Source organism: Rhizobium sp. S163 (assembly GCF_030380805.1).
GTDB lineage: Bacteria > Pseudomonadota > Alphaproteobacteria > Rhizobiales > Rhizobiaceae > Rhizobium.
On record NZ_JAUDSA010000018.1, the window covers coordinates 908,129 to 925,320 of the forward strand.

21 protein-coding genes are annotated in these 17,192 nt (G+C 61.8%); all 21 read left to right on the plus strand.

What is annotated here, in order from left to right:
- Positions 1-11 precede the first annotated feature (11 nt).
- The 21 genes from QTL96_RS20100 to QTL96_RS20200 all read left to right on the plus strand — a co-directional run bounded on the left by QTL96_RS20100 (position 12) and on the right by QTL96_RS20200 (position 17,192).
- Positions 12-908, plus strand: coding sequence for a Mu-like prophage major head subunit gpT family protein (locus QTL96_RS20100; protein WP_289728901.1), 897 nt, complete (start codon positions 12-14; stop codon positions 906-908).
- Positions 909-984: 76 nt separating this feature from the next.
- Positions 985-1,236 (plus strand): hypothetical protein, encoded by a 252-nt coding sequence (locus QTL96_RS20105; protein WP_289728902.1) that lies wholly within the window; start codon positions 985-987, stop codon positions 1,234-1,236.
- A gap of 141 nt (positions 1,237-1,377) precedes the next feature.
- A complete protein-coding gene (locus tag QTL96_RS20110) occupies positions 1,378-1,641 on the plus strand; it encodes a hypothetical protein (RefSeq protein WP_289728903.1) in 264 nt (87 codons plus the stop codon).
- Between the two features lie 65 nt (positions 1,642-1,706).
- Complete coding sequence (locus QTL96_RS20115) at positions 1,707-2,171, plus strand: phage protein Gp36 family protein (protein WP_289728904.1); 465 nt, start codon at positions 1,707-1,709, stop codon at positions 2,169-2,171.
- Positions 2,168-2,647 carry a phage virion morphogenesis protein gene (locus QTL96_RS20120; protein WP_289728905.1) on the plus strand — a complete coding sequence of 160 codons (480 nt, stop codon included), beginning with the start codon at positions 2,168-2,170 and terminating at the stop codon, positions 2,645-2,647. Before QTL96_RS20115 ends, QTL96_RS20120 begins: the two co-directional genes overlap by 4 nt.
- Complete coding sequence (locus QTL96_RS20125) at positions 2,644-2,859, plus strand: hypothetical protein (RefSeq protein ID WP_289728906.1); 216 nt, start codon at positions 2,644-2,646, stop codon at positions 2,857-2,859. The genes QTL96_RS20120 and QTL96_RS20125 overlap by 4 nt, the downstream gene beginning before the upstream one ends.
- Positions 2,859-3,485 carry a hypothetical protein gene (locus QTL96_RS20130; protein WP_289728907.1) on the plus strand — a complete coding sequence of 209 codons (627 nt, stop codon included), beginning with the start codon at positions 2,859-2,861 and terminating at the stop codon, positions 3,483-3,485. The genes QTL96_RS20125 and QTL96_RS20130 overlap by 1 nt, the downstream gene beginning before the upstream one ends.
- Entirely contained in the window at positions 3,478-4,017 is a 540-nt protein-coding gene (locus QTL96_RS20135; protein WP_289728908.1) for a phage baseplate protein, read from the plus strand. The genes QTL96_RS20130 and QTL96_RS20135 overlap by 8 nt, the downstream gene beginning before the upstream one ends.
- A gap of 15 nt (positions 4,018-4,032) precedes the next feature.
- On the plus strand, positions 4,033-4,239 hold the full coding sequence (locus QTL96_RS20140; RefSeq protein ID WP_289728909.1) for a hypothetical protein: 207 nt from the start codon (positions 4,033-4,035) through the stop codon (positions 4,237-4,239).
- Between the two features lie 26 nt (positions 4,240-4,265).
- Positions 4,266-4,670, plus strand: coding sequence for a GPW/gp25 family protein (locus tag QTL96_RS20145; RefSeq protein WP_289728910.1), 405 nt, complete (start codon positions 4,266-4,268; stop codon positions 4,668-4,670).
- Positions 4,667-5,542 carry a baseplate J/gp47 family protein gene (locus tag QTL96_RS20150; RefSeq protein WP_289728911.1) on the plus strand — a complete coding sequence of 292 codons (876 nt, stop codon included), beginning with the start codon at positions 4,667-4,669 and terminating at the stop codon, positions 5,540-5,542. The genes QTL96_RS20145 and QTL96_RS20150 overlap by 4 nt, the downstream gene beginning before the upstream one ends.
- Positions 5,542-6,663 (plus strand): phage tail protein, encoded by a 1,122-nt coding sequence (locus QTL96_RS20155; protein ID WP_289728912.1) that lies wholly within the window; start codon positions 5,542-5,544, stop codon positions 6,661-6,663. Before QTL96_RS20150 ends, QTL96_RS20155 begins: the two co-directional genes overlap by 1 nt.
- The gene (locus QTL96_RS20160; RefSeq protein ID WP_289728913.1) at positions 6,663-9,896 is read left to right on the plus strand and encodes a DUF4815 domain-containing protein; all 3,234 of its coding nucleotides are present in this window, start codon (positions 6,663-6,665) and stop codon (positions 9,894-9,896) included. The genes QTL96_RS20155 and QTL96_RS20160 overlap by 1 nt, the downstream gene beginning before the upstream one ends.
- A gap of 11 nt (positions 9,897-9,907) precedes the next feature.
- The gene (locus QTL96_RS20165; RefSeq protein WP_289728914.1) at positions 9,908-11,344 is read left to right on the plus strand and encodes a hypothetical protein; all 1,437 of its coding nucleotides are present in this window, start codon (positions 9,908-9,910) and stop codon (positions 11,342-11,344) included.
- Positions 11,345-11,347: 3 nt separating this feature from the next.
- Entirely contained in the window at positions 11,348-11,779 is a 432-nt protein-coding gene (locus QTL96_RS20170) for a hypothetical protein (protein WP_289728915.1), read from the plus strand.
- Between the two features lie 138 nt (positions 11,780-11,917).
- Entirely contained in the window at positions 11,918-13,174 is a 1,257-nt protein-coding gene (locus tag QTL96_RS20175; RefSeq protein WP_289728916.1) for a phage tail sheath family protein, read from the plus strand.
- 10 nt (positions 13,175-13,184) lie between these two features.
- Entirely contained in the window at positions 13,185-13,730 is a 546-nt protein-coding gene (locus tag QTL96_RS20180; RefSeq protein ID WP_289728917.1) for a phage major tail tube protein, read from the plus strand.
- Positions 13,731-13,821: 91 nt separating this feature from the next.
- Positions 13,822-14,307: a hypothetical protein gene (locus QTL96_RS20185; protein ID WP_289728918.1), complete on the plus strand. Its 486-nt coding sequence runs from the start codon at positions 13,822-13,824 to the stop codon at positions 14,305-14,307.
- Positions 14,308-14,467: 160 nt separating this feature from the next.
- Entirely contained in the window at positions 14,468-16,513 is a 2,046-nt protein-coding gene (locus QTL96_RS20190; protein ID WP_289728919.1) for a phage tail tape measure protein, read from the plus strand.
- Positions 16,510-16,974 (plus strand): phage tail protein, encoded by a 465-nt coding sequence (locus QTL96_RS20195; RefSeq protein WP_289728920.1) that lies wholly within the window; start codon positions 16,510-16,512, stop codon positions 16,972-16,974. Before QTL96_RS20190 ends, QTL96_RS20195 begins: the two co-directional genes overlap by 4 nt.
- Positions 16,971-17,192 carry a tail protein X gene (locus QTL96_RS20200; protein WP_289728921.1) on the plus strand — a complete coding sequence of 74 codons (222 nt, stop codon included), beginning with the start codon at positions 16,971-16,973 and terminating at the stop codon, positions 17,190-17,192. Before QTL96_RS20195 ends, QTL96_RS20200 begins: the two co-directional genes overlap by 4 nt.

The following is a 17,192-nucleotide window of genomic DNA, read 5'->3' on the forward strand; positions in this document are numbered from 1 at the left end:
AGGGAATTTCAATGACCCGAGTTATCACACCTGAACTGCTGGCCGCCGCGCAGCGTGGCTTTAGGACGTCCTTCCAGGCGGGCTTCGCCGGCGTCAAGGCGATGTACGAAAGCGTCGCCACCGTCGTCCAGTCGAACTCCTCCGAGGAGATCTACGGCTGGCTCGGTGATATTCCGAAGCTTCGCGAATGGATCGGCGACCGCCATGTCAAGGCGCTTGAGTCCAAGGGCTACTCAATCTCCAACCGCAAGTTCGAAGCGACGATCGGAGTCAAGCGCGACGACATCGAGGACGACAAGCTCGGCCTTTATGCCAAGCGTTTCGAGATGCTGGGCAACTCCGCCGCCTCGCACCCGGACGAGATCACCTTCGAGCTGGTGAACGGCGCGTTCTCCATGACTTGCTACGATGGCCAGAACTTCTTCGACACGGATCATCCGGTCGGCAAGCCGGGAAGCACTCAGTCGGTTTCCAACTCGCAGGGTGGCTCGGGTACTCCTTGGATCCTGGCCGACCTGTCTCGGCCTCTGAAGCCGTTCATCTTCCAGAAGCGCCGCGACTACAGCTTCGTCGCAAAGGAAGATGGCAAGACCTCCGATCACGTCTTCATGCGTGACGAGTATCTCTACGGCACCGACGCCCGTGTCGCCGCCGGCTTCGGCTTCTGGCAGATGGCGTTTGGCTCGAAGGAAGATCTCGACAAGCAGAGCTTGAAGGACGCCTATACGGCCCTGGCCAGCTTCACCGATGATGAAGGTCGCAAGCTCGGCATCAAGCCGACGCACCTGATCGTGCCCACGACCTACCTGTTTGCGGCCCGCGAGCTTCTCCTCGCCGCCCAGATCGACGGCACGACGAACACGATGGCCAACCTCGTCCAGATCATCGAAGCCCCGCTTCTTCAGTAACCGGAAGGCGGCCGGCGACGGCCGCTTCCACCACCCGCAGTGCATGCCCTTCCGTCAACAACCGAAAGATGGCCCGATGTCTCGTTCCTCCCTATTTTTCTCCCGCGCCGTTCTGTTCCTCGGCGGCCTGTTTCGCTCGATCGAGTACGCGGGCGTCGCGGTGCTGCTGTTTGTCGTCGAGACAGTCCCGGCTGCGGGCGCGTTCGCCTGGCGCCTGGTCGTATCGATCGGCCTCGCGGCATTCCGCGTCATTGGCCAGCTCAAGCCGGTCTACCGGGAAAGCTATGACACGCACGGCCTTAGCCTGTTTCGCCTTCGTCCTTCCTGACGCGGCAGCTTAATTGCACCGGTGCTCATCTCCTCCCGAGCGCTGGTGACTACGCCGGCGGCGTCCTCTCCTCCCAGCCGCCGGCGGTTTTCCGACAAGGAGCACGGCGCTCCTTTTCCGAGAACCGCCAAGGAGACAAACATGGCAACTGCAAAAACCACCAAGGCCGCGACCGAGGGCAAAACCAAGACGGTCATCAAGGTCGTTGTCACCGCACCTGCTGGGCCGCGCCGACGTGCCGGCTACAGCTTCGGGCCGATCGAAACCGCGCTAACGAAAGAAGAGCTCGGGGAGAAGGCCGAGCAGCTGATCGAGGCCTGGCGCGCTGATCCGATGTTGAAGGTTGACGCCCGCGAGTTTGAAGAGCCCGACACCGACCCGGACGCCGAACAGGCAGCAGAATAACCCGCAGCGAAGACCAACCGGCGGGGCGGCAATAGGGCCGCCCCGCTCTGTGCCTCGGAGATCCCATGGCCGCGTTTGCTACCATTCTCGATGTCGAACGTCGGTTCCCGAACGAGCTAGCGCTGGTCGCGGCCGACGAACAGACCGGCGAGCGCGACGACATCCGCATCCAGCTCGGCCTCGACGACGCGACGACGGAAGTGCGCGGCATCCTCGCAGCTCGTTACAGCGCTGCGGATCTCGCCGCCCTCGACCAGTCGTCACTCGATGTCGTCAAGGTCTACACGATCGACATCGCCTTCTACCGGATCGCATTGGCATTCACGCGTTCCACCGACAACATCAAGGAGCGTTACGAGAAGGCGATCAAGCGGCTTGAGGCGATCGCGACCGGCAAGGGCGCGCTTACGACCACCAACACGGGCGGCGGCACGGCGCCGGTCGAAGAGGTCGGTGACATCGGCCAGAACGAAGTTGTCCTGGTCGCGCCCGAGCGCGTCTTCACCCGCGAACGTCTGGGTCGGATATGAGCGGCATCAGCATCATCGTCGATGCAGACGACTTCGATGTCGCCTTCAAGGTGCTGAAGCCGTTTTTCGAATTTGATGCTGGCGAGCTGATGACCACGATCGGCGCGCTGGGCGAAAGCCAGACACGCCGGCGGATTTCGGAAGAGAAAACATCGCCTGATGGCGAGGCATGGAAGCCGAACACGGAAGGCACGTCGATCCTGGTTGATACCGGCCAACATCTGCTGGCGTCGATCGCCTGGACGGCGTCGGCGGAAGAAGCGAGCTGGGGCTCGACCTGGGAGTTCGCCCACGTTCACCAGGACGGGCTGGTCATCAAGCCGCGCAATGGCCAGGCGCTCGTCTTTACGCTCGGCGGAAAGACAGTTCGCGCCAAGCAAGTCACCATTCCCGCGCGCCCTTTCGTCGGCATTTCAGAAGACAATCGCTCGGAGATCATCGACGTGGTCACCGATCATTTCGGAGGACTTCAGTGAGCCGCATCGTGATCTACTTCGTTTGCCTTTTGGTCCTCTCCGTTACCGGGCTGGTCACCGCGTTCTTCCTCGCTGCGCTGATGCTCAATGGCAGCGCCATCGCCATGGGCGTCTCTCCGTTCACGGTTTGCGTCTTCGTCGCTGTTGCCCTGGCACTTGTGTTCGCCTGCTTCGCCACCGTTGAATTTGCCCACCGTAGGAAACGCGCCTGATGCAGCCCGCTACCCTCGCACAGATCATCGCGGCGGATCCGATCGCCGATATGCAGGCCGCGATCGTCGCGACTCTTTCACGCTTGCTTCCTGGCGTCACCATCGTCGGTCATCCTGGCAAGGCTGACGTCTCCGAGCTGGTCAGCAAGTCGATCGTCAAGTCGCCTGGCGTTGGCGTCGGCTGGTCGCGCATCCGCGAGACCGCGATCGCTGACGGCTCTTACAATGCACTCGTCGAGTGGGTTGCCTACATTGTGGCCGAGCCGACGATCGTCGCCAACAAGCGCGTCGAGATGGAGCGCATCGGCTACGCGATTGGCGGCCAGCTTCTGAAGATCCTTTCGGACATCACCGTCTCGACCTGGGGACGTCCTGGTGTGGGCCCGGTCGAGACAGTTTCTCCGTCGCCGGAGCTGAAGCCGCTCTTCACCGTGAAGGACCAGGACAAGGGCACGGTCTATTACACTGTGAGCTGGTTGCAGCCGATCTTCGATATCGGTCGCAGTGAGTTTCCGGCGCCGATCGGCCGCGCCGATCCTGAGGCCGGCACAATCGAGTATGCGGAGGGCGCATCAATCCAGGATATGGCGCCTTGGTTGCCGGGCGAGATCACCAACGATGCGTGACCTGGCCGCCACCGAATTTCGCCGGCAACTGATCCGGCAAGATCGCGCCGAGCGCCGCATCGCTCTCAGCCACCTTACAGGGAAGGTAAAGGAGGTCGATCCGCAGACTCGTCGCCTGCGCCTGATCATTGGCACGAGCAGCTCTGGCGCCGAAGTCTTGAGCCCGTGGGTCCGCTGGCAGGAAGCCGGCGCCGGCGGTCTCTTCATCCACTCGGAGCCGGCGATCGGCGCGCAGATGACGCTGATGAGCAGCTCTGGTTCGGTCGGCGACGTCTCGATCGCGGTGTCCGCCACCTATGACCGCGATCACAAGGCGCCCTCGCAATCGTCCGACACGGCAGTGTTTGAGCGAGAGGCTGCACGGCTCGAACTCGGTCCCGACGGCTTCCTGCTGCAGGGGCCAGTCAAGATCAAGGGCGACGTCGATATCACAGGCTTCAGGCTCACCCACAACGAGCGGAACGTCGGCAGCGACCACAAGCACACGGAAGTGCTGAAGGGCGGCGACATTTCCGGGCCGCCGCAAGAGTAACCAAAGGAGACCAACATGGCGAAGAAAACAACCACCCTCCCGATCGCGATCGATCCCAGCGCCGTCGCCCTCTACACGATCACCGAAACCGCGCCGCCGCGCATTGCCGGCCGCCGCCTCGAGGTGGACCAGAAGACGATCGAGCTGACCGAGAGCCAGGCGCGCGCCGAGCTGCTTGCAGGCCACATCGTGCCGGCCGCCCCGGCTTCGAACGACGCTTAAGGCTGGCTCGAAGGACATTTGAAAGCATGACGGGCGCTGTTCGATACAGAAACGGTTTCAACCCAATGACAGGTGGGCGGCTTCGCGGCGCGGCTCACCTGGCGCAGTCCCTAGGCAAAATCTGGGGCACCCGGTTGGAAGAGCGCGTCATGCTGCTCGCCTTCGGTTCCGACCTCCGGAGCCTGCTCTCCGAGGATCTGACGCCGTCGATCGCTCTCCTGATCTACAACGAGCTGGTCGCCTCGGCCGCTCGCTGGGAGCCGGAATACGCGATCACCGAGCTGCAGCTCGTTTCGCTCAGCGAGGGTGGCGTCCTCGGCCTGCGGCATGGCGGCATCTATTATCCCGAAGGCCGGTTCGGAAACTACGACATCGCGGCGGCACTCACCTTGCCGCCCGTTCCCCTTCAGACGACGGGAGCATCGTCATGATCGACCTTTCATCCTTGCCGCCGCCAGCCATCATCGAGACGCTGGACCACTCCGCGATCGCCGCCACCTACAAGGCGAAGTTCGTCTCGGTGTGGGAAGCCGTTCGGGCAGCGAACCCGGCGCTGAACTTGCCGGCATATGACGTAGAGATGCTGGAAACGGATCTTGCGATGATCGCTGGCGAGACCGAGAGCTTCCGCGATGTCGTCATCCGGGCCCGCATTAACGATGCGATCAAGGCAAACCTGCTCGCCTTCGCGCGTGGCAGCGACCTCGATCACCTGGCTGCCTTTTATGATGTCTCCCGATTGGCCGGCGAGGACGACGATCGCCTGGTCGAACGCGTGGTGCTTGCCATCCAGGGACGGTCAACCGGCGGAACGGAGCCACGCTACAAGTTCATCGCCATGTCGGCCTCGATCGAAGTCGCGGATGCAAAGCCCTACCGCGTCGGCAAGAGCCCGGTAATCTACGTCGCAATCTTTTCGACCGCGCCTGATGGCGTCGCGAGCGCGCAACTGCTCGCGACCGTCAACGCGGCACTGCAGGCTTCAGACGTGCGGATGATGAACGACACGATCGTCGTTAGCTCGGCTGTTCGCACGGTCAACGACATCGTTGCCGACGTGTGGCTTTTGCCTGATGCCGACGATGCCACGCTCGCCCGCGCCGAGGCGGCGTTGCGCTCGGCCTGGTCGGCGGCGCAATCCCTCGGTCGCGATTTCGTTCAGTCCTGGTGGGTTTCCAAGCTGATGATCGACGGCCTCCAGCGCGTCGAGCCAATTGCGCCGAGCCGCTCGATCACGGTGCCGCCGACCGAGGCCTTCTCGATCGGGACGGTCACGCTGAACGCGAGAGGCCGCGATTACTAATGGCATCGCTCCTCCCGAACAGCTCAGGTCTTTTCGAGCGCGCGTTGGAAAAGTCCTACGCCGATCGGTGGGACGCATACGCGGGCGCGGTCGCGGCGATCAGGACGGCGAAGCTGGTTTCTCCGCCGCCGTCCTTTCTTCCGTATCTCGTCTTCGAATACGGCTTGGGCGAGCTGACACCTTACGTCCCCAACCTCTATACCCTGATCACAGACAAGGAAGGTGTGCGCTGGCAGCGTGTTCGCGGGACACCCGCTGCGGTCAGTAGAGGCCTCGCGTGGCTGGACTATACCGCCACTCTTGAGGAGGCTTGGCATGGCCGCGCTTACTGGAACTCTTTCCAGCTGCGCTTTCCATCTCTTCCTCTCGCCGATCATCCCGATCTCGAGCGGATCGAAGGTGTCACAACTCTGTCGGTTCCGATGCGTTCGCAGCTTCGTCGCGGCGTGTTTCAGTACGACGCCACCGCCCTGGTTGGTGATAACTCGCGCCTCGACGACAGCATGCTCGAGCGCGAGAGCGGCGTCGCCGTCACCCAACAGGGAACGCTCTGGTCTTTCGGCCGCACAACCGAGATCGACCACGTCCTCACCGAGGCCGAGGGCACAGCGATCGGCAATTGGATCGAGGTTCCGGAGGACGCCGGCCTGAAATGGGCAGACATGAAGTACCCATGGACGACGGCGACGTTCCCCTGGGGCGCCAACGCAGCCACCCAGCGCCGCGCCCTTATGGCGGCGTGGTTCGCAACCAGGACCTTCTACGCGACGCTTCGAGACGACGCCGGCAATGCAATCGGCCACCGTCGTTGCCGTGCGATCCATCCAGTCGTCCAGCAGTTCGGCGGCAACTATTCGGTCGGCGGTACCGGCTACCAGGCAATCACCGGCGGCACCCGCGTCTACATCGAGGCGATGACCGACTTCGAGAATGCCGACGCCGTCACGGCCACCTCGGTGGAGCTGACCGTTGGCGCGGCGCGCGTCGGGGGCATCAAGCCGGGCAAGCTCTGGCTTCAGCCAGGCGAGCTCCTCGGCGGCCAAGCGATCGCGGTCACCCCTGTTTCCCTTCCGCTGCGCGCTACCGTCCGCGAGCAGCTCAAATTCCTCATGAGGTTTTAATGGCCAACGAACACAAGAGCGGTCTCGCCTTTGCCATCGATCGCGCTACCGGCAAGCGTGAGCAACAGTCCGTCGTCTTCTATGGCGAGCGTCCCTTCATACAGTCAGCCGAGTTGATCGAGCTGCAGACGATCATGCGCGAACGTGCGGCGCGTGGCATGAAGCTGGTCGCCAACGACGGGAACCGCGTCTCACGCGCCGACGCGGTCGTGAACATCGAGGCGGCCACCGTCACCTTGACCGACGGCGAGATCTTCGTCGCCGGTGATGTCTTCCCGGTCGAGGCTGCGGTTCTCTCAGCGGTACCGATGACTGGCCGCACCGAGATCGGCGTCCGTCTCACCACCACCTGGTTGACAAGCGAAGATGATCCGACGCTGCTCGGCCAAGTGCCCGGCCTGGCTGAAGGCGAGCCTGGCGCGGCTCGTGAAGTGGCAGCGATCGCCTGGGCGCACATCGACGACGGCGGGGCCGGTGATTTTTACACCGTCTACACTCTTCAGGACGGCACGATCCTCGATCAGACCGGCCCTTCGATCCTTGAGCCCGCTATGCAGGCGCTTGCCGCGTATGATCGCCCGAACGGCAACTATATTGTGTCTGGATGCCGCGTGACCGCACTCGGTGCTGACGCCGGCGCGCAGCAGTTCTCGATCGAGCAGGGCGAGGCCAACATAAACGGCTACAAACGAACCCGCCTGGCCGCTCTCCGATATGCTGAACCCGAGGCCTGGGACGAACTGGCGATCCCAGGCGAGACGCACATCTACGCCGGCGGCGCGTCCTTCACCTTTGCCGTGGATCAGGCGCCGATCGCCGACATCAACTCGATCCTGCTCACGAAGGAGCGCACATACACCTTGACGCGCGGCGCGATCGCCAACGGCGCGGACCAGCTTCCGGACACGAGCATCCTCTCAGTATCCCTGGTCAAGAAGGGCTCGACGACTTACGCTTCCCCTGCCGACTTCAAGCTTGAAGGCCGCACGATCGACTGGTCGGCCGCCGGCAGTGAACCTGCCGCTGGCGAGACCTACCAGGTCACCTATCGCTATCGCGCCAGCGTGTCGGCCGATGCATCCACCGCGACGACGATCACGGTCTCCGGAGGCGTCGCCGGCGGCGAGATTATCGTGGCGTATACGCAGAAGCTGCCGCGCGTTGATCGGCTTTGCCTTCTGCAGGACGGCTCGCCTCTTTATATCAAGGGCCTCCCAGCCAGGCAGAACCCTTTGCCGCCAGGCGCGCCGTCCGACGCTCTGAAACTCTGCCAGATCTCCTACGACTGGATGTCAACGCCCGTCATCACCTCCGACGGCATCAACGACGGCGTGCGCTTCGTATCGGCCGCCGAGCAGGCCAGGTTCAACAACATGCTTCTCGACCTCGGCCGCCTGGTCCAGCTCGAGCGACTTAAGAGCGGCATCGATGCCCGCGAGCCTGTCGCCAAGAAGAACATGTTCGTCGATCCGTTTGCCGATGACACCTACCGCGACGGCGGCACACCTCAGAGCGGCGCGATCTCGGACGGCATGCTGATGCTGGCGATCACGCCGACGTTCTACTCGGCGCCGATCGACAAGGCCGTCACGCTCGATTTCGTCGAGGAGGTCATCATCAGCCAAGAGCTGAAGACGTTCTGCGAGCTGATCAACCCGTACCAGAATTTCACCCTTCTGCCCGGATCGCTGAAGCTCACCCCGGCGGTGGACTTCTGGACCGAGAGCCGGGAGGAATGGCTCTCCGCGCAAACCGTGCAGTTCAACCAGGGCACCCGATCGGATGGCGGCCCGCTGCAGACGACATCGACGACAACTCAGCTTGTCGATCAACGCATCGAGCAGCTGGAGTTTCTGCGGCAGATCCAGGTGGCCTTCGAGATTTCCGGCTTTGGCCCTGGCGAGATATTGAAGACGCTTACCTTCGACGACATCGATGTGAAGCCGGCCGGCGTTCAGACCGCCAACGCCCAGGGCAAGATCAGCGGCACCTTTATCATTCCCGCCAACGTGACGGCCGGCAGCAAGGTCATGGCGGCCGAGGGCATGGGCGGCATCGAGGCCACGACGATCTTCACGGGCCAGGGCACGATCGAGATCGACGTCATGCGCCGTGTCACCACCGTCAACAATTGGACGCGGGCGCAGGTCACGAGATCGATTTCGACGAACTGGAACAGTGGCAACAACTCCAACGGCGGTCGGGGCGGTGCGTCCTCGAGCGATCCGCAGGCGCAACTGTTCGCCGTCTCCGAGCCGCGCCAAATCCTCGGTGTCGATTTCCATCTCTGCAAGATCGGCGACACGGCCAAGCACCTGCTTGTCGATCAGGTGTCGATCGACAACGGTTATCCGACGGCCGACATCGCGGCCGAGGCGGTCGTGTCAATGATCGGCGCCGGTATCGGCTGGAAGTCGGCGCGCTACAATTTGCCGCTCACCACGCTCGCCGATCGGAGCCACGCCTTCGTCATCAAGACTGACGACAATCTGCATTCGGTCTCCGGCGCCAAGCTCGGGGGTTTCGACGCGGAGCTGCAGAAGTACGTCACCGTGCATCCCTATGTCACCGGGCCGCGCTTCTCGTCGGTCAACGCCCAGACTTGGACAGCGCACCAGGACGAGGCACTGTCCTTCCGTGTCGTGGCGGCCAAGTATCCGGTGAAGACAAAGACCGTGGATCTTGGCACCTACAATCTGGTCGCCTGCTCTGACCTTCAGGTGCGCGCCGCTGTCGAGCTGCCATCGGCCGGCTGCACTGTGATCTTTGAGGTCGAGCGCCCGAACGGTACGATCTATAAGCTTCTCCCATTCCAGGTGCTGAGCCTCACTGAGTTCATCACCGAGACTGTTCATCTGCGCGCTGTTCTCACCGGTACCGAAAAGCTTTCGCCAATTCTCTACGCGCCGATCGAGCTTATAGCCGGCAAGATTGCGACCGAGCTGACTTATGTGACGCGTGCGTTCACGCTCGGCGAGGCCGTCCGTGTCGCCAACTACTTCAAGGCCTACCTGCCGGGCGGCGCCACGATCGCCATGAGCTATTCGGTCGACGGCGGCGCCTTCGTCAACGTCCCGGTGACCTCGATTGAAGCGCTGGCCTATCCACTCTGGAGCGAGCGCAAGCACGAAAAGACCGGACTGAACGGCACCAACATCCGGCTGAAGCTCACAGGCACCGGCGGGCCGGACGCACGTCTCATCATCGGCGACTTCGGCGCCGGCATTCTCTAAGGGGCATCATAATGACGACCACGCAGAACTATGGCCTAGAACTTCCAGATCCCGCTAACGACGTGGATGAAGAGTTCTATCGGCTTCAGCAGACGCTGGCTCAGCTCGACGCCATCATCTTCGCGTTGAAGCAGCTTGTCGACCAGAAGGCGGCTTCTCAGCACGGCCATGCCCAGGCCGATATCATCGGTCTCGTCGATGCGCTGGCCGCTAAAATGAACGCAGACAAGACGTTCAGTTTAGACGACCTCACGGATGTCGATGGAGCCGCCGCCGCTGCGGTCAATTACCTGCTTGTCAGGGGTGCGGATGGACAGTGGCGCCCGTCGTCGGCAGCCGCTGCGATCGGCGCGCATCAGCACCAGACCGGTGACATCGTCGGTCTTTCCACGTTGATCACGAACACGATCGTCGCAGCCTTCGGCGGCGACCCCGATTTCGCGGTGCACGTACTCGCAGACCTATCCGCGCGGCTCCCTAAAGCCGGCGGCTCGATGACCGGCGACATCGACATGGCAGGGAAGAAGCTTCTCAATCTTTCCAGCATTAACGGCGGAGCAACGTCTCCATATCGCAACAAGCTGCGTAACGGTGGCTTCGATATTTGGCAGCGCGGGTTCAACTTTGCAAACCCCGGCAACGGGGCATACACGGCTGATGGCTGGAAGGTGCTTTATGACGTGGCAGGTACCTTCACGGTGTCGGCGGTCGGTGCTTCGAACGAAGCCATAAATCCGCAAACCTGGCGTTACCTTCGTTGGCAGCAGACCGTTGCCGCTGTTGCGACGACACGCAACCTGATTTCGCCTATGGAGAATGTTCGCACGCTTGCTGGCCAAACGGTTACCGTCACCTTCGAGGCGTGGGCCGCCGCTGCGGCAAATCTAGGTGTATGGCTCCGGCAGAACTTTGGTACAGGCGGAAGCCCAAGCCCATCGGTAGCCACGGCTGTCACCACGTTGGCCCTTACCACAGTCCCGCAGAAGTTTTCTGTGACCTTCTCGCTCGCCGATGTGAAAAACAAAACCGTTGGCACCAACGTGAACGATTGTCTGGAGTTGATCTTCAATATGCCTCTGACGGGCACATTTGATATCAAGATTTCCCGCGTTTCCGTCGTGGCCGGCGACGCCACCCAAGAGGCGGACCCCTTTTCACCAAGGTCCATTCAACAGGATTTATCGTTCTGCCAACGGTACTACGAGAAGACGTTCCGCTTCACCGGACAACAGGTGAAAAATGCAGGGAACAACTGGTACCTGGGCCATCCATGGATTGTGCAGAAACGAGTGACCCCAGGCATCGGGCTAATTTTCACTTCAAACGTCAATACAAGCGTGCCCAGTTTTGCTGCCAATGAGTTTGGTTATCAGGTTTCTTCGACAAAAGACGGGGCTAACGGCGAAGCCTCGATTTCATGGGAAATATATGGCGAAGCGGAGTTGTAGGATATGAACGTTTTTGGTTTCACCGATGAGCAGAGGTCCACCATCAAAATCGAGCTTGATGGCCAAGTGATCTTTGTCCCGGACGACATGAGAAATCGACACCGCCAAACGGTCGCTGACTGGGAGGAGGAAGGGAATGTCATTCCTCCATATGTAAATACGACGTCACCGTACGGGCCGCTTCTCCCCGTCGATTTCAAGCTCGGGATGCTGACCCTCAACGTTACTCCGGACATGGTCGATGCCGCGATTGCGCAGCTCGATGAACCGGACCGCACACGCGCATCTATCTACTGGACTTCGGCAAACATGTTCTACCGGGACGACGCTTGGTTGGCCCTCATCGCTGCCTTCTTCGGCAAGACTGACGACCAGATCAATGAGGCGTGGGACTACGCAATGTCCCTCTCGCCGACCGTGGTTGCCAACGCTTAATTTCTGTGCCTTTTATGAGGCCTCAAACGCGATTTGAAGGTGGCTGACAGGTGTCAGCCCCTCCAGCCCAGGGACCGAAGGTAGGTTCAGCTGCAGACAAAAGCAGCTGAATTCTCGCCCTTTAGGAGATCCCATGTAATGGCTGGCACTACCGATTTCGTCGGCGTTCGCGTCTTCTCCGACCTCACCTCCACCGTTGCCAAAATCGACACCCGCGACAGCACCGTTCTCGGCGTTGCGCTTCCCGCGCCGGCCGCCGACGATGCCGCTTTTCCGATCGGCGAACTGACGCGGCTTTCCACCGACGATCCTGTCCAGGTCGCCAAGTTGGGCGCCGGCCTCGCGCTCGATACTGTCAATCAGATCGCGGCCGAGGGCATCGTTACCGATATCGCCTTTTACCGCGCGCAGCACTCGGTTCTCACGGACCCGACGGCAAAGCTGGAGGCAGAGCTGAACTCCATCGTCGGCTCGGCGGGCACTAAGACTGGCGTCTACGCCTTCCTCAATGCCAAGGCGGAGCTCGGCCTGGAACCTGGCGCTCTCATCGCGCCTGGTTACACCTCGCAGCGCGTCGGCAACGCCAAGAACGCTGTCGTCGCCGCCATGTCCACCGTTGCCGGCAAGATCATCGACTGCATGGTGTTCGCCGACACGCCCAGCAACACGCGCGAAGCGGCGATCGCGTATGCCGAGGACTTTGCCACGGCGCTGAACGTCGTCGCCTGCTATCCGATGGGCATCATGAACCTTGGTAGCGGGAACGTCACCCGGCCGCTCTCCCCAAATGTCGCCGGTGCCATGATCCGTCGCGACAAGCAGACGGGCGGCCCTTACAAGGCGTTCTGGAACCGGCCGCTGCAGGGCGTCCTCGCGCCTTCGGTTCCCGTCGGCTACACCGATGGCGAGATCAGCTCCGACGCCAACATCCTCAACCAGGCCGGCGTCGGCACCATCATCGAAGGCAACCTGCTCTGGGCCCCTTTCACCACGGCCAGCGATCCGACCGTTTCGAGCTGGCGCTCGATTAAGCGCATCCGCACGCGTCGCGCTGTCGAGAAGGCTGTTCTTCGGCCGCTCCGCCAGTACGTCTCCGAAGACATGACGCCGCACATGGTGTCGCTGATCTACCGTTCGCTCGATCAGTTCCTCGGCGACCTGAAGACGCTCGGGGCGATCATCGATTACGAGCTGCTCTGGTCTTCGTCGATGAACCCTGCATCCATCCTCGAAGCCGGTGCGCTGCGCGTGAAGATGCGCTTTGCCGAAACCCCCGACCTGGTCGACCTACAGGTTTACAGCGAACCGCAGCCCGAGGCGTTCGACGTTCTCCAGGCGGCGATCGCGGCCTCCCTTTCGCAGCTCGGCCTCAACAACGTCCGCGTGACGGCATAAGGAGACAATCATGGACCGCATCATTCACGGTTCGAACTGGTACTGCGGCGAGATCAATCAGCGCCTTCGCGTTGATGAAACCACCTTGCCGGCCTTGAGCCGCGACATGCAGTCGTTTGTTCTCGGCGGCGGTTACTTCGCGATGGAGCTGCCCGGCGAGATCCAGGCGCTCTCGGCCGAGATGACTGTCAACGGTGCGCACGAAGATCTGCGCACCCGCTTCGGCCGCGAGCCTGGCGACTGGACGACGGTGACCTATTACGAGAGCTTGCTCGATGTCTTCCCGGCCAGCTCGGATGGCAGCGTCGAAACCGCCGGCGCTCCAAAGTTGAACGGCCGCGTTGTCTTTCTGAAGGGGCTGCTCAACGAATACACGCCGCCGGGCGTAAAGGGGCTCAAGGCTTCGGGCGCTACCCGTCTGCGCTTCTCGTCGATCGTCCTCTACCACGACATCTTCAACGGCAAGACGATCCACAAGTTCGACGTTCAGAACAACATTCTGATTATCGACGGGGTCAACTACACGGCCGAGCACAACAGGCTGATCGCGGCCTGATGAATACCAGGAGCGCGCCAGCGAGAGGCGCGCGAGGCGAAGGCCGGCCGTCGTAATGGGCGGCCGGTCATCTCTTTGAGTGAGGGGAACCATGAACGACCAGCCAATCAGGGCGAAAATCGAGACGCCCATGTCCATCAATAATCCGCTCGAGGTAAAGCAGGAAAGCATTCCGCTGCCGCCGAGGGAGATGTGGGCCGACCTGGACAACACCGGCGGCTCGAAGGATGAAGCGCCTGCCGCGGAGACCGGCGTTGTGGCGGTGCCGTCGGTTCCGGTTCGCTACTTCGGCAACATCTCGCGGACGGAAGTTCCCCTGGAGCACTCCTACGTCATGCCGGATGGCAGCTTGCTCACCAGCGTCACCGTGCGCCGCTTGACGCTCGGCGAGGTGCAGGACCTCCTGCACCGCACGGCCGGCCAGACGCTGCCGCTCATCGAAATCTACGCCGAGATGACGGGCTTGCCAGCCGACGCCATACGCGGCCTGGACGATGACGATGGCATCACGGTGACAGGGGCGGCCTACGATTTTTTGCCCCGCAGGTTCAAGGACGACGCCTCGTCGGAGACTTGAACCAATGGCGGAGCTATTCCGCCCGCATCAGTGCCTACCTGCACAAACCAGTGGAGACAGACATGTTCTGGGATGAGCTTCTACTTTGGCACGATGAGGCGAAGCAGGTGCATGCTGAAACCTTCGGGCTGTTCGGTATGATATTTGCCGGGGCCAGCTCATGAGCGATATCAACGTCGCGCTTCGACTGCGGCTGAAGAACGATCTCTCGAAGGAAGCCCCTCGAGCGGAGCGCGATCTCAAGAAGGTAAAGCAGGCGGCCGATGCGCTCGGCCGAGCAGGCGGATCCAACAAGCTCGGCAAGGAACTCGGCGATGTCCGGCGCGAAGCCGGTCGCAGCGAGAAAGCCGTGCGCAATCTCGATCGAGAGGCGCGCAAACTTAACAATGTGAATACCAACGCGGCCGAGCGAGAGATGAAGGCTCTCGGCACGGCGGCGAAGACGGCCCAGCGCGATGTCCGCAACTTGGAGAGAGATGCACGTCGGATGCGCGGTGTCGATCCCGCCAAGATGGAGCGCCTTCAGAAGCCGGCAGGCGCCCTCAACACAACGATGGGCAAGCTCACCAGCAGCGCGGGCAACGCCTTCGGTGCTCTCTTGGCGTTTGCGTCCGTCGACAGCATTGTGCGCGGAATGGAGCGTCTCAGCGACCAGGCTCGCAAGCTGGATCGCGACGTTGCGTCCGTCGCCGTCACGGCGGAGATGCGGACGCCCGAGGCGATCGAACGCATTGGTAAATCGAATAGCAAGCTTTCAGTGCGGTACGGTATTGAGCAGCCTCAGGTCAACGAGGCGCGCAAGACCTTCGCTGCGGCCGGCTTCGGTCTTGATCAGCAGGAGGCCATCCTCGACCCCACGCTGAAATCCGTCAAGGCCGGTGACAGTACCGGCTCGACGATGGCCGCAGCCGTCATTGCGTCGCAGCAGGCCCTTGGCGTTAAGAATGAGGAGGTTCCGGCCGCCCTCGACATGATGGCCAAAGGCGCGAAGCTCGGAAGCTTCGAAGTCGATGCCATGGCGAAGAACTTTCCCGCGCTCGCAACCATGTACGGCGGCACCGGCCGCAGCGGTTTGGATGGATGGGCGGAGCTGATCGCGGCGGCCCAGGTTGTCCGCATGGGCGCCGGAAGCCAGGACACGGCCGCGACCAACCTCGAAAACATTATCGCTAAGCTTTCGTCGCCGGACACCGTCAAGAATTTCAAGGAAAAGGGCGTCGATCTCGAAAGGCTGAAGAAGAAGTCGATCAAGAACGGCACGCCCTACATGATGGACGTCGTCGATAAGGTCATGCAGATCTCGAAGGGCAACGAGTTCGTCATCGGCGAACTTTTCGGAGACATGCAGGCCAAGCAAGCTCTGTCGCCGCTGATCAACAATCGCGACACCTATAACAGCTTCCTGAAGCAGATTAAGGACGACAGCCGGGGCACGGTCGATAGTGACTATGACTTTCTGCAGGACACCTCGCAGGAGCGGGCCGACCGTCGTGGCGCCGCGCTATCAGACACCGGGGACAAAGCCGGCCGTACTTGGGACAAGCTATCGTCGCCTTTGAAGGAGTTCGTGGTTCGAAACTATTTGAACCGCGATTACGGCGCCCAGGAATACTCCAGGGAGGAGCGCCAAAGGTTGAAGGGGGTCGACCTCAACGATATCCGTTCGCAGATCGGCGACAGGGAAAAGCAGCTCTCCAACATCCCGCAATCGAAATTCGATGTCGATCTATTCGCTGCGCAGCGCCAGACAATCACGCAAGAAATCGATCGCCTTCGAGGAGAGCTGAAGGCCGCATCGAGCGTCCAGGGCGTTGGCGGCGGTGTTGAACAGAACCTCGGGAAGGATATGTCCGGCGCGGCGCAAAGCTCGATGGAGGGGTACAATAGCACCTTGAGCGCCGAAGGCGACAAGGCGGTCGGCATTGCCCGCGATAAGGCTGCGGCAATCCGCGACAGCCTCAATTTCACCGCGACACCGACGATCGCGCCGAATTTCATTCCACCGACCCCAGCCGCTCGCCCGCAGGCGCTGCCCAAGGATGAGCATTCGTCACTGATGATGCCGAGCAGTAGCGTGAAGGTCGCCAACTACTTCCCAGGCGGCAATGCGAGGCTTGCCGCGATGCGCGCGCAGAGAGAGCAGAACCGCTCAATCCGTATGGCGACCGCCCGTTCACTGTCTGACACCGGAGGGAAACTCGCATGAGCGTGTTCAAGCCCGTGGACGCGCTTATCTCGATCGGTGGCGCGATCCTTTACACGGTCGGCGGTCTCAATCCGCAGCGCCTGGCGTTCTCCAGTGAAGCTCGCTTTCCGTCCCACGCAACACCGCGCGGGCTGCACTATCAGGCGACCGGCCTTGGTGAGCGCAGCCTCTCGATAGAGGCCAAAACCTTTCCGCATGTCATGGGCGGCCTGGACGCTTACGCGCTTCTGACTGCCATTCACCAAAGCCAGGCTGTTGTTCCGCTTGTCCGGCTGAAGGGCAACTACCTCGGCTTGGTCTCCGGTCTTTGCGTCATCCAATCGCTGGAGGCTGACGAGGAGCGCCTGCACCCGTTCGACGGTGTTGGTCGCCAGGTCGATGTCACGATTGGCATCTTGATGATGCCGGCGGGCATCACCAATGGCAGCGACGTGTTCAGCCTTGGAGGGTTACTCGGTTGACGACTTACACCGTGGCATTCGGCGGCGAGCGCCTGGACCGCATCGCAAAGAAAACGCTGCAGACCGAACTCTCTGGCGCGGTCGAAGCCTTGTTGAGTGCCAATCCAGACTTGGGCGATGCGGCGGCCTCTGGCTTCGTGCCGGGCGGTACCATCATCGTGATCCCATCGGCCTTTTCCATCGCGCCCAAAGCCGCGCGAACCCTCGCCTGGGAGTAG

Bases quoted from the DNA above. Each gene is read 5' to 3' on its own strand.
- QTL96_RS20100 (WP_289728901.1), top strand. From the start codon at position 12: ATGACCCGAGTTATCACACCTGAACTGCTGGCCGCCGCGCAGCGTGGC.
- QTL96_RS20105 (WP_289728902.1), top strand. From the start codon at position 985: ATGTCTCGTTCCTCCCTATTTTTCTCCCGCGCCGTTCTGTTCCTCGGC.
- QTL96_RS20110 (WP_289728903.1), top strand. From the start codon at position 1,378: ATGGCAACTGCAAAAACCACCAAGGCCGCGACCGAGGGCAAAACCAAG.
- QTL96_RS20115 (WP_289728904.1), top strand. From the start codon at position 1,707: ATGGCCGCGTTTGCTACCATTCTCGATGTCGAACGTCGGTTCCCGAAC.
- QTL96_RS20120 (WP_289728905.1), top strand. From the start codon at position 2,168: ATGAGCGGCATCAGCATCATCGTCGATGCAGACGACTTCGATGTCGCC.
- QTL96_RS20130 (WP_289728907.1), top strand. From the start codon at position 2,859: ATGCAGCCCGCTACCCTCGCACAGATCATCGCGGCGGATCCGATCGCC.
- QTL96_RS20135 (WP_289728908.1), top strand. From the start codon at position 3,478: ATGCGTGACCTGGCCGCCACCGAATTTCGCCGGCAACTGATCCGGCAA.
- QTL96_RS20140 (WP_289728909.1), top strand. From the start codon at position 4,033: ATGGCGAAGAAAACAACCACCCTCCCGATCGCGATCGATCCCAGCGCC.
- QTL96_RS20145 (WP_289728910.1), top strand. From the start codon at position 4,266: ATGACGGGCGCTGTTCGATACAGAAACGGTTTCAACCCAATGACAGGT.
- QTL96_RS20150 (WP_289728911.1), top strand. From the start codon at position 4,667: ATGATCGACCTTTCATCCTTGCCGCCGCCAGCCATCATCGAGACGCTG.
- QTL96_RS20155 (WP_289728912.1), top strand. From the start codon at position 5,542: ATGGCATCGCTCCTCCCGAACAGCTCAGGTCTTTTCGAGCGCGCGTTG.
- QTL96_RS20160 (WP_289728913.1), top strand. From the start codon at position 6,663: ATGGCCAACGAACACAAGAGCGGTCTCGCCTTTGCCATCGATCGCGCT.
- QTL96_RS20165 (WP_289728914.1), top strand. From the start codon at position 9,908: ATGACGACCACGCAGAACTATGGCCTAGAACTTCCAGATCCCGCTAAC.
- QTL96_RS20170 (WP_289728915.1), top strand. From the start codon at position 11,348: ATGAACGTTTTTGGTTTCACCGATGAGCAGAGGTCCACCATCAAAATC.
- QTL96_RS20175 (WP_289728916.1), top strand. From the start codon at position 11,918: ATGGCTGGCACTACCGATTTCGTCGGCGTTCGCGTCTTCTCCGACCTC.
- QTL96_RS20180 (WP_289728917.1), top strand. From the start codon at position 13,185: ATGGACCGCATCATTCACGGTTCGAACTGGTACTGCGGCGAGATCAAT.
- QTL96_RS20185 (WP_289728918.1), top strand. From the start codon at position 13,822: ATGAACGACCAGCCAATCAGGGCGAAAATCGAGACGCCCATGTCCATC.
- QTL96_RS20190 (WP_289728919.1), top strand. From the start codon at position 14,468: ATGAGCGATATCAACGTCGCGCTTCGACTGCGGCTGAAGAACGATCTC.
- QTL96_RS20195 (WP_289728920.1), top strand. From the start codon at position 16,510: ATGAGCGTGTTCAAGCCCGTGGACGCGCTTATCTCGATCGGTGGCGCG.